Annotated in this window: 13 protein-coding genes; 10 read left to right on the top strand and 3 right to left on the bottom strand. The window is 69.0% G+C overall.

The annotated features are described in order from the left end of the window. Window positions 1-140: 140 nt before the first annotated feature. The 4 genes from ABZS69_RS32350 (at window position 141) to ABZS69_RS32365 (ending at window position 4,111) form a co-directional block, all read left to right on the top strand. A complete protein-coding gene (locus ABZS69_RS32350) occupies window positions 141-2,735 on the top strand; it encodes a nitrate- and nitrite sensing domain-containing protein (protein WP_355379120.1) in 2,595 nt (864 codons plus the stop codon). Continuing rightward, window positions 2,732-3,151, top strand: coding sequence for a roadblock/LC7 domain-containing protein (locus tag ABZS69_RS32355; RefSeq protein ID WP_355379121.1), 420 nt, complete (start codon window positions 2,732-2,734; stop codon window positions 3,149-3,151). The genes ABZS69_RS32350 and ABZS69_RS32355 overlap by 4 nt, the downstream gene beginning before the upstream one ends. Window positions 3,152-3,249: 98 nt before the next feature. After that, on the top strand, window positions 3,250-3,564 hold the full coding sequence (locus ABZS69_RS32360; protein ID WP_355379268.1) for a DUF742 domain-containing protein: 315 nt from the start codon (window positions 3,250-3,252) through the stop codon (window positions 3,562-3,564). Further along, entirely contained in the window at window positions 3,545-4,111 is a 567-nt protein-coding gene (locus ABZS69_RS32365) for an ATP/GTP-binding protein (RefSeq protein WP_355379122.1), read from the top strand. The genes ABZS69_RS32360 and ABZS69_RS32365 overlap by 20 nt, the downstream gene beginning before the upstream one ends. Window positions 4,112-4,115: 4 nt before the next feature. Here the strand turns inward: ABZS69_RS32365 and ABZS69_RS32370 are convergent, their stop codons facing one another. Together ABZS69_RS32370 and ABZS69_RS32375 are read right to left on the bottom strand one after the other, a co-directional pair. Then, a complete protein-coding gene (locus ABZS69_RS32370) occupies window positions 4,116-5,075 on the bottom strand; it encodes an SIS domain-containing protein (RefSeq protein WP_355379123.1) in 960 nt (319 codons plus the stop codon). After that, window positions 5,072-5,992: a hypothetical protein gene (locus tag ABZS69_RS32375; RefSeq protein ID WP_355379124.1), complete on the bottom strand. Its 921-nt coding sequence runs from the start codon at window positions 5,990-5,992 to the stop codon at window positions 5,072-5,074. The genes ABZS69_RS32370 and ABZS69_RS32375 overlap by 4 nt, the downstream gene beginning before the upstream one ends. Before the next feature lie 372 nt (window positions 5,993-6,364). On the opposite strand from ABZS69_RS32375, the gene ABZS69_RS32380 reads away from it, so the two are divergent. The 4 genes from ABZS69_RS32380 (at window position 6,365) to ABZS69_RS32395 (ending at window position 10,193) form a co-directional block, all read left to right on the top strand. After that, on the top strand, window positions 6,365-7,489 hold the full coding sequence (locus tag ABZS69_RS32380; protein WP_355379125.1) for a spermidine/putrescine ABC transporter substrate-binding protein: 1,125 nt from the start codon (window positions 6,365-6,367) through the stop codon (window positions 7,487-7,489). Between the two features lie 122 nt (window positions 7,490-7,611). After that, a complete protein-coding gene (locus ABZS69_RS32385) occupies window positions 7,612-8,385 on the top strand; it encodes an ABC transporter permease (protein ID WP_355379126.1) in 774 nt (257 codons plus the stop codon). Next, a complete protein-coding gene (locus ABZS69_RS32390; protein ID WP_355379128.1) occupies window positions 8,378-9,157 on the top strand; it encodes an ABC transporter permease in 780 nt (259 codons plus the stop codon). The genes ABZS69_RS32385 and ABZS69_RS32390 overlap by 8 nt, the downstream gene beginning before the upstream one ends. Further along, a complete protein-coding gene (locus tag ABZS69_RS32395; protein ID WP_355379129.1) occupies window positions 9,144-10,193 on the top strand; it encodes an ABC transporter ATP-binding protein in 1,050 nt (349 codons plus the stop codon). The genes ABZS69_RS32390 and ABZS69_RS32395 overlap by 14 nt, the downstream gene beginning before the upstream one ends. A gap of 2 nt (window positions 10,194-10,195) precedes the next feature. Here ABZS69_RS32395 and ABZS69_RS32400 read toward each other — a convergent pair whose 3' ends face one another. After that, window positions 10,196-10,801, bottom strand: a complete 606-nt coding sequence (locus ABZS69_RS32400) for a TetR family transcriptional regulator (RefSeq protein WP_355379130.1) — start codon at window positions 10,799-10,801, stop codon at window positions 10,196-10,198. A gap of 146 nt (window positions 10,802-10,947) precedes the next feature. Between ABZS69_RS32400 and ABZS69_RS32405 the strand changes: the two genes are divergently transcribed. Together ABZS69_RS32405 and ABZS69_RS32410 are read left to right on the top strand one after the other, a co-directional pair. After that, window positions 10,948-12,198 (top strand): nucleotide disphospho-sugar-binding domain-containing protein, encoded by a 1,251-nt coding sequence (locus ABZS69_RS32405; protein ID WP_355379131.1) that lies wholly within the window; start codon window positions 10,948-10,950, stop codon window positions 12,196-12,198. A gap of 14 nt (window positions 12,199-12,212) precedes the next feature. After that, window positions 12,213-13,610, top strand: a complete 1,398-nt coding sequence (locus tag ABZS69_RS32410; RefSeq protein WP_355379132.1) for an aminobutyraldehyde dehydrogenase — start codon at window positions 12,213-12,215, stop codon at window positions 13,608-13,610. Window positions 13,611-13,853 lie beyond the last annotated feature (243 nt).

A 13,853-nucleotide genomic window follows, 5' to 3' on the forward strand; every position in this document is an offset into this window, starting at 1 on the left:
AGTCACACGAGTCGATTTTTGTAGCGTTATGTTCGGGTGGGCCACACTACTGTGGGATGTGTTCTAATTAGCCGGCACTTGCTGATTTCCCCACGGGACACAGCCCCCTCAAATACGCCGATTCGGGCGAGGTGCGTTCGGTGACTACAGCGTTGGGTGAGAGGAAGGCCAGTAACGGCAACTGGCGGCTGAGCAATTGGCGCGTACGAGCGCGCCTTGTCGCCCTCATCCTGATCCCGACGGCCGCCGCCGTGCTGCTCGGCGGTATCCAGGTGTACGCCAGGACGTCCGCCGCCGGCGACTACGCGCGTACCAACCAGTTCGCCCAGCTCTCCGCCGAGCTGGGCGGGCTCACCCATCAGGTGGCCGCCGAGCGGGCCACGACCGCCTGGTACATAGCGCGCAACCGGCCGGCGGGGATGCTCTCCACGGTGCAGGCCCAGATGGACCAGGCGGACCAGGCCGTCAGGCAGGTACGCGGGACCGCCGGGCAACTGCTGACCGAGGCGAGCGGCCGTAGCGCCGACCAGCTCGAGAACCTGCTCGGCCGGCTGGACGACCTGACCGCCCTGCGCAAGCAGGCGCTGGACGCCAACCTGCTGCCGGGCCCCGCCGTCGAGCTCTACACGACCGTGATCGGCGACCTGCTCTCCGTCCACAACGAGCTGATCAAGGACATCGTGGACGACGAGCTGTTCCGCCGGACGCGCATGCTGAACGCCCTGGCCAGGGCGAAGGAGAGCGTCTCCTACCAGCAGGCCCTGGTCACCGCCGTGCTCGTCGAGGGCGCGTTCGACGAGGAGCAGCTCAAGCGCTTCCTCGGCGAGCAGTCCAAGGAGACGAACGAGCGCAAGGCGTACTCCGCCGAGGCCACCGCCGACGAGCGCCGCTTCTTCGACGAGACCGTCAACGGCAGGTCCGCCGACCGCATGCTGTTCCTGCGCGAGCTGGTGCTCATCAGGAGCACGAAGGGCCTGCCGCTGCGCGGCCTCGACCTGAGCAAGCGCGACGACGCCAAGGAGTGGTTCGACGCGGTCAACGTGGTCGTCGACTCCATGCGCGAGGTCGAGGAGCGCCAGGCCCAGGGCATCGTGGCCCGCAGCGAGGCGCTCAGCGCGGACGAGCGGCAGCAGGCCCTCGTGACCGCGGGCGCCGTGCTCGCCCTGCTCGTGGCCGTCCTGCTGATCACCACCGGAGTGGCCAGGTCGCTCGTGCGCCCGCTGCGCCGCCTGCGCGGCGAGGCTCTGGAGATCGCGGGCCGGCGGCTGCCGGACTTCGTTCAGCACCTGCGCGAGTCCCGCGACGGCGTCGTCCACACCGAGGTCCCGCCCATCGGGGTCTTCTCCAGGGACGAGGTCGGCGAGGTCGCCCGCGCGTTCGACGAGGTGCACCGCGAGGCCGTACGGCTGGCCGGCGACGAGGCCAAGCTGCGGGCGAACGTCAACGCCATGTTCGTCAACCTGTCCAGGCGCAGCCAGACGCTGGTCGAGCGGCAGCTCACGCTGATCGAGCGGCTGGAGCGCGGCGAGCGCGACGACACCCGGCTCGGCGACCTGTTCAGGCTCGACCACCTGGCCACCCGCATGCGCCGCAACAGCGAGAACCTCCTGGTCCTCGCCGGCCAGGAGGCGGCACGCAAGTGGAGCGAGCCGGTCGAGCTGATGGACATCGTGCGGGCCGCGCTCGGCGAGGTCGAGAGCTACGACCGGGTCAGCATCCAGGTCCAGTCGGACGTCGCCATCGCCGGCCAGGCCGTCACCGACGTCGTGCACCTGCTCGCCGAGCTGGTCGAGAACGCGGTCTCGTTCTCCTCGCGGGACACCAAGGTCATCATCTCCAGCAGCCGCATCGACGGCGGCTCGCTGATGTTGTCGGTCACCGACCACGGGATCGGCATGAGCGCCGAGGAGCTGGCCGAGGCCAACTGGCGGCTGGCGAACCCGCCCGTCGTGGACGTGTCGGTGTCGCGGCGCATGGGCCTGTTCGTGGTCGGCCGGCTGGCCCTGCGGCACAGCATCCGGGTCCAGTTGCGCATGCAGGACATCGGCGGGCTGACCGCCATGGTGCTGGTCCCGCCCGCGCTGCTCACGGCGTTGTCGGGCACGGTGCCGGGCATGGTGCCCGTGCCGGCGCGCATCCCGGTGCCCAGGCAGGCCCACTCGCCGACACCCGCCGCGCCCTTCCCCGGGCATCCGTCCTTCGGGACGCTGCCACCGGCCGAGCCCTTCCCCGGGCCCCTGTTCGGGCACCCGTCGCTGGACGCCGTCCCGCCGGCGCCCGAGCCCTCGTCCTGGTTCCGCTCCTCGCCCGCGCACTCGGTCGAGCAGCTGCCGCCGGACCTGGGCGACTCACGCGACTCCTACCCGTCGTTCGCCACCCCGCCGGCGCCGTCCAGGGACGACGACGTCCTGCCCATCTACTCCGCCGTCGAGGAGGGGAGCAGCTGGTTCACCAAGACCACGCCCACGGCCGACCACCGCGACTCCGCCTGGTCCTCCGCCGCCGATCAGGGCTGGCAGGCCGCCGGCGCGGCCGCGGAGCCGGCGCAGAACGGCACGACCAACTCGGGCTTGCCGAAGCGGACACCGAGAGCGAATCTGGTACCGGGCACCGCGAGTCCGAAACCCCCGTCCGCTCCCACTCCTCCGGTGTCGCCCGACCGGCTGCGCAACAGGCTGGCCAGCTACCAGCAGGGTGTGCGCAAGGGTCGCGCCGAGCTTGAGGAGGACTCGTGAAGGAGCTCAGCCAGGCGGCCAGGGACATGAACTGGCTGGTCACCAGCTTCGTCGAAGAGGTCCCCGGGGTGGCGCACGCCGTGGTCGTGTCCGCCGACGGGCTGCCGATGGCGTACTCCAGAGACTTTCCGAAAGACCGCGCCGACCAGCTCGCCGCCATCGCGGCCGGGCTCGTCAGCCTCACGCAGGGGTCGGCGCGGGTGTTCGAAGGCGGCGGGGTCACCCAGACGCTCGTCGAGATGGCACGCGGCCTGCTGCTGGTCATGTCGATCAGCGACGGATCCTGCCTGGCGGTGCTGGCCGCGCCCGACTGTGACATGGGCCTGGTGGCCTACCAGATGACGATCCTGGTCGAGCGCGCCGGGCAGGTGCTCACGCCTGCCGTGCGGGCGGAGCTGTCGGCGGTGCGTCCCTGATGGATGCCGCGGCGGCCGGACCGACAGGGTGATGGGAGTAGACGTTGGCACCGTGGCACCACGATGAGCCGGAGCCCGAGCGCAGTTCGCTCGTCCGGATGTACGCCGTCACCGGCGGCAGGACGACTCCTCGCACGGACCTCGCCATGGAGGCCCTGGTATCGTCAGCCACCTCGGCACGACTCGGCATGACGTACACCCGCGAATATCGCGCGATCAGCGAGTTGTGCCGGCAGGTGCGCTCCGTGGCGGAGATCTCCGCGCTGCTGAGCGTTCCTCTCGGGGTGGCGAGGGTGCTGGTGGCCGATATGGAAGCGGACGGGCTGGTCAGGGTGTACCAGCCCCAGCTTGACGCGGGCCTCCCCGACAGGGGCCTGCTCGAAAGGGTATTGAGTGGACTTCGCAGGCTCTAGCCGCCTCACCTCCACGAAGATCGTCGTGGCGGGCGGGTTCGGTGTAGGGAAGACCACGTTCGTGGGCTCCGTATCCGAGATCATGCCGCTGACCACGGAGGCGGTGATGACGGACGCGTCCGAGGGCATCGACGACCTCGGGCTCACGCCGGGCAAGACCACCACCACCGTGGCCATGGACTTCGGGCGGCTCTCACTGGACCAGGATCTGATCCTCTATCTGTTCGGCACGCCGGGGCAGCACCGGTTCTGGTTCATGTGGGACGACCTCGTGCGCGGCGCCATCGGGGCCGTGGTGCTGGTGGACTCGCGGCGGCTGGCCGACAGCTTCCCGGCCATCGACTACTTCGAGGAGTCCGGCATCCCGTTCATCATCGGGCTGAACGGCTGGGACGGGGTGTTCTCGCACAGCGAGAGCGAGGTGCGGGAGGCGCTCACGCTCTCGCCGCACATACCGATCGTCCGCACCGACGCGCGGGCGCGGCCCGCGGTCAAGCACGCCCTCATCTCGCTCGTCGAGCACGCGCTCGCCGCGCGGGCGAGTTAGACCCCTACTGGCCCGCCCACCACTCCCCGGCGACCAGCTCGGCCACCAGCGTCTCGGTGAGCAGGGCGACGTCCGGGTCGTCGTCGTGCGCGTACCTGACGGCGGCCGTGGCGTCCTTGACCTCGGCGCCGACGGTGACCACCGTGGAGCCGCGCTCGCGCACCCAGTCCATGGCCTGGGCGGTGTAGCGGGAGCCGGGGAAGAGCAGGGCGCGGTAGTCGAGGGTCTTGGTGAGGTAGACGTCCACGTGTGACCAGTCGCCCGTCTCGCACGCGTCGGCGGGGCGGCGCGGTCCCTCGCGGAACATCAGCGCCGACTGCTCGGCCGACGACAGCCGCTCGACGGGGGCGATGGTGTAGACGCCGCGGTCGCCGTCCAGCAGCTCCATGGTCAGGGGGAGCCATTCGTCCCTCCTGTCCAGGAGGTCCGCCGTGGCCTCGGCGGACCGCTCCAGCAGCCCCGGCAGGTCGCGGTCCGCCCCGGTGAGGTGGGCCTCCAAAGCCAGGAGGAGGGCCAGCGTGTGCTGGAACGTACGGCAGGCGACGCCGCCGCGCTCCTCGCCCGCGCGCATGTCGATCACCAGGTCGGCCCGCTCGGCGAGGGGGGAGCCCTGGGTGTTGGTGAGCGCCGCCAGATAGGACGGGCCGCCCGTGTACCGTTCCACGGCGTCGAGGGTCTCCGTACTCGAACCGGTGGCCGAGATCGGGACGACCAGGGTGTCCGCGGCGGCCGGGTAGGTGGCCGCCGCCGAGGCGTAGTCGGCGTAGGCGTCCACGCCCGCGCCGCGCAGGCGCAGCGCGGCCACGCCCGCGGCGTACCTGGAGCTGCCCATGCCCAGGAGGAGCACCCTGGTGAGGCCCTGGGGGAGGGCCGCGAACGGGTTCTCCTCCCGCAGCGCGGCGGCCAGCCCTCTGAGCGCCGCGGGCTTGGCTTCCAGGTCGGACAGGTAGAGCTCGGAATTCACGTGATGTTCTCCTCTTGGTACCAGGTGCGCAGGACGCCCATGGGGGCGTAACGCCAGCGGGGGAGGTGGCGGGCGGCGTAGATGAGCTCGCGGCACTCCTGCTCCACCTCGAACGGCCGCAGCAGCCGCTCGTCGAGCAGGTCAGGCCGGTCCCTCTCGGCCAGGCGGGCCCGGTAGGCGGCCAGCAGCCCGGCGCGGGCCTTCGCGGCCCACGCGGCCGCCGCGTCGGGGGCGGCGTCCCTGCGCTTGATCGCGACCTGGGCCACGTGTTCGATGCTCGTGGTGAGCTGGGCCACGTCCCTGGCGGCCGGCTGGCACGGGTCGGCGTCGGTGACGGTGGGGTTGCCGTCGAAGTCGATCACCGCGTAGCCGTCGCGCCATTTGAGGATCTGGCCCACGTGGAGGTCGCCGTGGATCCTGATGCGGGGGCCCGCCACGGGCTCCTGGAGGGCGGCCAGCTCGCGCCGGATCGCCGGGGCCTTCGCGGCCAGCCACGCGCCGTCCGCGCCGTCCGTGAGTGCGAGCGCCTCCGCGAGCGCGGCCTCCGCCCTGGCCGCCGTACCCGCGGTTCCTGGCCCCGCCGCCGGGGTGGGGAGTGTGGCGAGGGCGAGGTGGAGGTCGGCGGCCAGGCGGCCGAGCACGGGGGCGAAGCGCGTGGTGCCGGCCTCGGCCTCGTCGACGCACCACTCCCAGCCGTCGCGGGCCTGCGGAAGGTAGCCCGTCACCAGGGCCAGGAGCTGCTCCTTCCCGTCCACCGCGCGGGTCAGGGCCGCGTAAGGAGGTGCTGTGTCGTTGAATCCCGCCTCAACGAGGTGAGCGAAGACCTCTGGGGCGGGGTGTGGCAGTGGGACAGGTGGGGTGAGCCACTTGACGACGACCTTCTCGTCCACCACCACCGAGTAGTTCGTCTGATCCACGTGCGGACCGAAATCCCGCTCACCTGGGGCCCCAGTGTGGAGATCTCCAAGGCTGTACGAGAGGCTGGGCAGCCGGAGGAAGCGCCGCACCGCGAACGGCGGCGGCACCTCACCTTCGAGCAGTGGGAGGAGTGCGGCGCTGACCCCCCGGTCTCGGGCCGTGAGGGGGTTCTCACCGAGAGAGAGCAGCCGATCGGCTATTGAATCCCAATTCAAACTTTATGGACCAAACTTCCGGAGCTCGCAGGTAGCAATGTCATCACAAGTCTTGCTCATGTTGATTTGCCCTGCAACACTCCTGTCTCTGGTCTGCCGTGTCCGGTAAGGTCGCGCGACCCCACAACAAGGCAAACTTCAGAAGGAGTAGCGGCCGTGTCCCGTATCCGGTTCACCCGTCGTCTCCCGGCCGCCCTCACGGCGGCCGGTCTCGCGCTCGCCGTAGCGGCGTGCGGCGGTGAGTCGTCGACCAGCTCAGAAGGCACGACGCCGGCGGCGGCGGACCAGCTCAAGCCCAACGCGGACCTGTCGCAGCAGTCGCTCCAGATCACGGTGTGGGACGGTTACACGCCCAAGGAGCTGCCGGAGAAGGTCAAGGCGAAGCTTCACGTCAAGGACATGAAGGTCGCCCTGCACGACACCAACGAGGTCGCGATGACCAAGCTCACCGCCCCCGGTGACAGCGGCATCGACGTGGCGTTCGTGTCGGGCCAGTACGCCCAGGCGCTCAACGCGGCGGGCCTGCTGGAGCCGATCCACCCCGAGCTGATCCCCAACCTGGCCAACCTCTACCCGGAGGCCACGCAGCTCTCCTACGACAAGGGCAACAAGTACTCGGTGCCCTACACCTGGGGCACGACCGGCATCTGCTACCGCAAGGACCTGGTGAAGAAGGTCCCGGACAGTTGGAACGATCTGCTGAAGCCGCCGGCCTGGGCCGACAAGAAGGTCACCATGATGACCACCGAGCGCTGGCTGGCCCTGCCCGCGATCAAGGCGCTCGGCTACTCGGTCAACACCGACAAGGACGACGAGATCGCCAAGGTCAAGGACCTCCTCGTCGCGCAGAAGCCGCACCTGCTCGGCTACGACGACACCACGTTCGGTGACAAGCTGACCTCCGGCGAGGCCGTGATGGTCGAGGCGTGGGACGGCTGGTGCCCGACCACCGACCCGAAGGGCAACATCGGGTTCGCGAATCCGAAGGAGGGCAGCGACCTCTGGGTGGACACCATGGTGATCATGAAGTCCTCCAAGAACAAGGAGGCCGCGCACGCCCTGATCAACTACATCCTCGACCCCGAGATCCACAGCTGGGCCGCCGCGAACATCAACTACAAGGTCCCGAACAAGGCCGCCATGGAGCGGGTCTCGGTCCCCAAGGGCTCGCTGCTCGGCATCAAGCCGGCCGAGCTGCTCAACGGTGAGTCGATCATCGACCTGGGCCAGGCGTCGACCAAGTACACGCGCCTGTCGACCGAAGTCACGGCACAGCAGTAAGAGCAGTGAAGTCTGAGGTCGAAACCCGGCCGGTGGCCCCTTCGGAGGGGCCCCGGCTGGGCGCGTCGTTGTCGCGTGGGCTGAAACGCCGGCTCGGCGCGTTCGTTTTCCTGTCACCCGGTATGACCTATTTGATCGTGCTGCTGCTGGTGCCGCTGGCTCTGGTGCTCAGCAACACGGTGTTCCAGCGCGGGCGCTTCGGCGGTGTCGTCTACGAGTTCACCACCGAGAACTTCGCGCGCCTGGTCGACCCGCTCTACCTGAGCGTGGTGGGCGTCTCGCTGAAGATCGCGACGCTGACGACGCTGATCGCGCTGCTGATCGGCTATCCGACGGCGTACCTGATCGCCCAGCTCCCGCCGAAGTGGAAGACGGTGGCGCTGGTCGCCATCGTGCTGCCGTTCTGGACGAACTTCATCATCCGCGTGTACGCCTGGATCATCCTGCTGAGCGGCCCCGGCGTGGTCAACTCGCTGCTGGGCACGGACCTGGAGCTGCTCTACAAGCAGGGCACGATCGTGACCGGGCTGCTCTACTCGTACCTGCCGCTGATGGTGCTGCCGCTCTACTCCGCCATCGAGCGGCTCGACCCGCAGCTCAGGGAGGCCTCGGCCAACCTGGGCGCCTCGGCGTTCACCACCTTCAGGAAGGTCACGCTGCCGCTGACGGTCCCGGGCGTGATGACCGGGTGCCTGTTCGTGTTCGTGCCGAGCTTCGGCAACTTCGTCATCCCCGAGATCCTCGGCGGCAGTAAGTCGATCATGGTGGGCAATCTGATCCGCGACCAGTTCCTGAAGGCCCGCGACTGGCCGTTCGGCTCGACGCTCGCGCTGGCGCTCATCGCGGTGCTGATCGTGCTGCTCCTCGTGCAGGCCAGGGTGGCGCGCCGTGCGTAGGTCAAAGCTCCTGTACGTCCCCTTCTGGGCCACGTACGTCTTCCTGTACCTGCCGATCGTCGTGCTCGTCGTCATGTCGTTCAACTCCGGCAAGTCGGCGTACACGTACGAGGGCTTCAGCCTCAAGTGGTACGGCGAGCTGCTCAACGACGAGCGGGTCAGGGACGGCCTGGTCAACACGCTGATCGTGGCCACGGGCGCAACGGCGATCGCCACCGTGCTCGGTACGCTGCTGGCCGTCGGGCTGGCCCGGCACACCAGGTCCAAGACGCTGGACGCCATCGCGCTCATGCCGGCGGTGCTGCCCGACCTGGTGCTCGCGATCGGCCTGCTGCTGTTCTACGGCCTGATCCAGCTCACGCTCGGCCTGTACTCGGTGATCCTCGCCCACGGCCTGTTCGCGATGGCGTTCGTGGCTGCGGTGGTGCGCACCAGGCTGACCAACTCCGACACCTCGCTGGAGGAGGCCTCGCGGGATCTGGGCGCGGGGCCGGTCACGACGTTCTTGAAGATCACGCTTCCGCAGCTGACGCCGGGCATCGTCGCCGGTGCGCTGCTGGCGTTCACGCTGTCGCTGGACGAGTTCGTGATCGCGTTCTTCACGATCGGCAACAGCGACCAGACGCTGCCGATCGTGATCTATTCGATGATCCGGTTCGGGGTCACCCCGAAGATCAACGCGCTGGCCGCGATCCTGCTCCTCGTGAGCTTCACGGCGGTGATCGCCGGCCAGCGTATGACGAAGATCGGGGAGAGGCGTGCTCAGGATTGACGGGATCACCCGCAGGTTCGGGGAGGTCACGGCACTCGACGACGTGTCGCTGGAGATCGGCCAGGGCGAGTTCTTCGCCCTGCTCGGGCCCTCGGGCTGCGGCAAGACCACGTTGCTGCGCATCATCGCCGGGTTCGAGACGCCCGACCGGGGCACGGTCACGCTGGACGGCGAGGATCTGCTGTCCAAGCAGCCGAACCGGCGGCCGATCAGCCTCATGTTCCAGTCGTACGCGCTGTTCCCCCACATGACCGTGGCCAAGAACGTGGCCTACGGCCTGGAGCGCGAGCGGCTGCCCCGCCAGGAGGTGCGGCAGCGCGTCGGCGAGGTGCTGGAGACCGTCGGGCTGTCGGCGCACGCCGGCCGCAAGCCCGCCCAGCTCTCCGGCGGCCAGCGGCAGCGGGTCGCGCTGGCGCGTTCCATCGTCAAGCGGCCCCGCCTGCTGCTGCTCGACGAGCCGCTGTCGGCCCTGGACAAGAAGGTCCGCGCCGACATGCAGCTGGAGCTCAAGCGCCTGCAGCACGAGGTGGGCATCACGTTCGTGGTGGTCACGCACGACCAGGAGGAGGCCATGTCGCTGGCCGACCGCATCGCGGTCTTCGACAGCGGCAAGGTGCGGCAGGTGGACGAGCCGATCGCGCTCTACGAGCGGCCCCGCACGCCGTTCGTGGCCGACTTCGTCGGCGCCAACAACCTCTTCCTGGGCACGGCCAGCGGGCTCGACGGCATCAAGACCGACGACTTCGGCATGCTGGCCGGCAACCCGCTCGACGACCTGGAGGCGGGCGCCGGGGCGCTGCTGGCGGTCCGGCCGGAGAGCGTCGAGCTGGCCGACGAGAACGCCACCCGCGGGCTCAAGGGCAGCGTCCTGGACGTCAGCTTCTACGGAGGCGTGTCGCACATCTCCGTGGACGTGCCGGGCCACACCAGGCCGGTGCTCGTCGCCGTGCAGGGGGCGAGCGTGGTGAAGGTGGGCGCGAAGGTCAAGGTGCGCTGGAAGGCCGAGGACGCGGTCATCATGGCGGTCGACCGGTGAACTCAGTGGGCCAGGTCGTTGCCCGTGGCAGCGCGGGCGTAGGACAGGATCAGCTCGGCCGCCTCGGCCGGGCCGATCACCGGGTGCCTGGCCGTGATGCGGTAGCCGTACGCGTCCTCCAGCGCCACCAGGTTGCGCGCGATCGTCAGCGAGTCGGCGCTCAGCCTGAACACCCCCAAAGCGGCCCCGGTGTCCAGGACCGCCTGGTACATCGAGACCTGGCGATCGTAGAGCGAGGTGAGCAGCACGCCGTAGACCCGATTGCGACCCGCGGCCCCGCCCAGCTCGTTGAGCAGGCGGACGTCGGGGTCGAGCGGCCCGGTCGGCAGCCCGGACCTGATCGTGAGCACCAGCTTCTCGACCGGGTCGGTGAGGGTGGTCAGTTGCCGTACGCGCTGCTCGTAGAAGCGCTCCATGCCCGCGTGCTGCGCCTCGACCAGCAGCTCGCTGAGGTCGGGGTAGTGGTAGAGCACAGCGCCGGAGGTCAGACCGGCCTCCTCGGCGACGTGCGAGAGCTGCACGCCGTCGACGCCGTGACGGATGATGGCCCTGCGCGCGGCCTCGATCAAGTCGATGCGCCGGTCATTACGGCTCTTACGCTGAGCCACCCCCACCGCCTTCACTCGTTTGGCTGCTGTTCAGTTAGCCGTGACCATAGTGCCTGTTACTTGACCTTCACGCTAGATGAGTTCTTGAATTCCTCTTCAAAATGATGAGTTCGACCGGAGTCTCGATGTCTCTCACCATCCTGTTCATGCCTGAAAGCGCCTACGGGCCCACCAACAACTCGATCGGCATCGGCGACATCCTCCGCCGCCGCGGCCACCGCGTCGTCTTCGCCGCGGAGGCGTCGTGGAAGGGCAAGCTCGAAGCGCTCGGCTTCGAGGAGGACCTCGTCGACCTCGCCCCGCCACCCGAGGACGCCGACGAGCAGGACCCGGGGCAGTTCTGGAAGGACTTCATCCGCGAGACCGCCCCCGAGTACCGCAAGAGCACCCTGGAGCAGCTCGACACCGTCACCAAGCCCATCTGGGCCGAGCTGATCGACGGCGTGAAGTACTGCGAGCCGCAGCTCAAGGCGATCATCGAGCGCGTCAACCCCGACGTGATCGTCGAGGATAACGTGATCACGTTCCCGGCTCTGCTCACCGCGGGCAAGAAGTTCGTCCGCATCGTCTCCTGCAACCCGCTCGAGGTGCGCGGCGAGAACATCGCGCCGGTCTTCTCCGGCCTGCCCGCCGACGACCGCTCGGAGTGGGCGGCCTTCCGCGCCGAGTACGACCGCACCCACCGCGAGCTCTGGACCGCCTTCAACGAGTGGTGCGTCGAGCAGGGCACCGAGCCGCTGCCCGACCTCGACTTCATCCACGAGGGCGACCTGAACCTCTACGTCTACCCCGAGCTCCTCGACTACGTCGGCGACCGCCCGCTCGGCGACTCCTGGCACCGGCTCGACTCCTCGGTCCGGGAGACGGACGAGGCTTTCGCGCTGCCGTTCGAGCGTAAGGAGGGCTCGCTGGTCTACTTCTCGCTCGGCTCGCTGGGCTCCTCCGACGTGGAGCTGATGCAGCGCGTCATCGACGTGCTGGCCACCACGCCGCACCAGTACATCGTCTCCAAGGGCCCGCTGCACGAGGAGATCAAGCTCGCCGACAACATGTGGGGTGCGGAGTTCCTCCCGCAGACGAAGATCATCCCACTGTGCGATCTGGTCATCACGCACGGCGGTAACAACACGACTACAGAAGCGCTGCACTTCGGCAAGCCGATGATCCTGCTGCCGCTCTTCTGGGACCAGTACGACAACGCCCAGCGGGCCGACGAACTCGGCTATGGTGTGAGGCTTTCCACCTACACCTTCACGGACGAAGAACTGAAGGGGGCGGTCGAGCGGCTGCTCGGGGACACCGAGCTGCGCGCCCGGATCGCCGCCGCGGGTGAGGAGATCAGGCATCGCGACGGCCTGCGCAGGGCCGCCGACCTGATCGAGCAGATCGGCCAGTGAGGACCTGAATTCCCATGCGTGAACTGATCAACCCCGCCACCGGGCTGCCGTGCGCCGAGATTCCGGACACTCCGGTGGAGGGCGTGGCGGCGGCCGTGGACCGTGCCCGCGCGGCCTTCGAGGGGTGGTCGCAGACCACCCCGGCCGACCGGGCGCGGCTGCTGCTGCGGGTGGCCGACCTGGTGGAGGCCGACGCCGAGGAGCTGACCAGGCTGGAGGTGGAGGAGACGGGCAAGCCCGCGACGGTGTTCAGGGACGGTGAGCTGCCGTTCGCCGTCGACAACCTGCGCTTCTTCGCCGGGGCCGCCCGTTCCCTCGAAGGCTCGGGCGCCGGCGTCTTCAGTCCCGGCTACACCTCGGTCATGCTGCGCCGTCCCGTCGGGGTGGTGGGGTCGATCGCGCCGTGGAACTTCCCGTTCGTCATGGCGATCTGGAAGGTCGGCCCGGCGGTGGCCGCGGGCAACGCTGTGGTGATCAAGCCGGCGCCGCAGACCCCGCGTACGACGTTGCGGCTGGCCGAGCTGTTCGCCAAGGCGGGCGCGCCCGACGGGCTCGTCCAGGCGGTCACCGGGGACGCCGAGGTCGGTCAGGCGCTGGTCACCCACCCGGGCGTGGACATGGTCAGCGTCACCGGCTCCACGGAGACGGGCCGGGCGGTCATGACCGGGGCCGCGGCCACGCTCAAGCGGGTGCACCTCGAACTCGGCGGCAAGGCGCCGGCGCTGGTCTTCGAGGACGCCGACCTCGCGGAGATGGCCCGCGGGGTGGCGATGGGGGCGACGTACAACACCGGGCAGGACTGCACGGCCGCGACCCGCGTCTACGTCGCCCGTGAGGTGTACGCGGACGCGATCGAGGCGCTGCGGGCAACTCTTGCCAGAATAACCGTCGGTGACCCCTGGGACCCGGCCACGGACATCGGCCCGCTGATCTCGGCCGCTCACCGGGATCGGGTGCACGGGTTCGTCTCCAGGGCCGGGGGGCGCGTGCTCCACGGCGGCGCCCCGATCGAGGGCTCCGGCTTTTTCTACCCGCCCACACTCGTGACCGACGTCGCCCAGGACAGCGAGATCGTCCAAGGGGAGCTTTTCGGACCCGTGCTCGTGGCGCTACCGTTCGACGGCGAGGACGAGGCGGTCCGGCTGGCCAACGACACGCGGTACGGTCTGGCCTCGTCGGTGTGGTCGCGTGACGTCTCCAGGGCGATGCGCGTGTCACACCGGCTCGATGTGGGTGTGACCTGGGTGAACGACCATCTGCCCATCGCCAGCGAGGCGCCGCACGGCGGGGTGAAGGGCAGTGGGTTCGGCAAAGACATGAGCCAGGAGGCGGTGCAGGAGTACTCGGTGACGCGGCACCTGATGGTGAAGCACGCGGCACCCGCAGAGCGGGATTCGTTCCGGCCCGCTTAAAGACGTGTACGGCGATATGTTGCCCAAAGTGACCCTTTGGGCACGTGTGATGGGATATGTTCGGTTGGCCGATCTGGTACGGGTTGTGTTCCAATTACCCAGCCGGAACGAATCCCATGCGCCACACGCGTGTCTGATTTCTTTCGAGCACGTACCGGCGAGAGGTTGCGAGAGTCAGTGAGGACGAAAGACCCCAGGCACACGCGGTCAGGGGAGTACACAGGCGGACGTTTCCGGCTGGGG

Origin of the sequence: Nonomuraea sp. NPDC005650, assembly GCF_040605375.1 — a bacterium.
Taxonomy (GTDB): Bacteria; Actinomycetota; Actinomycetes; order Streptosporangiales; family Streptosporangiaceae; genus Nonomuraea.

What these genes read in the sequence shown, in the direction of transcription:
- ABZS69_RS32405 (WP_355379131.1), top strand. Translation starts at nt 10,948, where the DNA reads ATGCCTGAAAGCGCCTACGGGCCCACCAACAACTCGATCGGCATCGGC.
- ABZS69_RS32385 (WP_355379126.1), top strand. Translation starts at nt 7,612, where the DNA reads ATGACCTATTTGATCGTGCTGCTGCTGGTGCCGCTGGCTCTGGTGCTC.
- ABZS69_RS32360 (WP_355379268.1), top strand. Translation starts at nt 3,250, where the DNA reads ATGTACGCCGTCACCGGCGGCAGGACGACTCCTCGCACGGACCTCGCC.
- ABZS69_RS32410 (WP_355379132.1), top strand. Translation starts at nt 12,213, where the DNA reads ATGCGTGAACTGATCAACCCCGCCACCGGGCTGCCGTGCGCCGAGATT.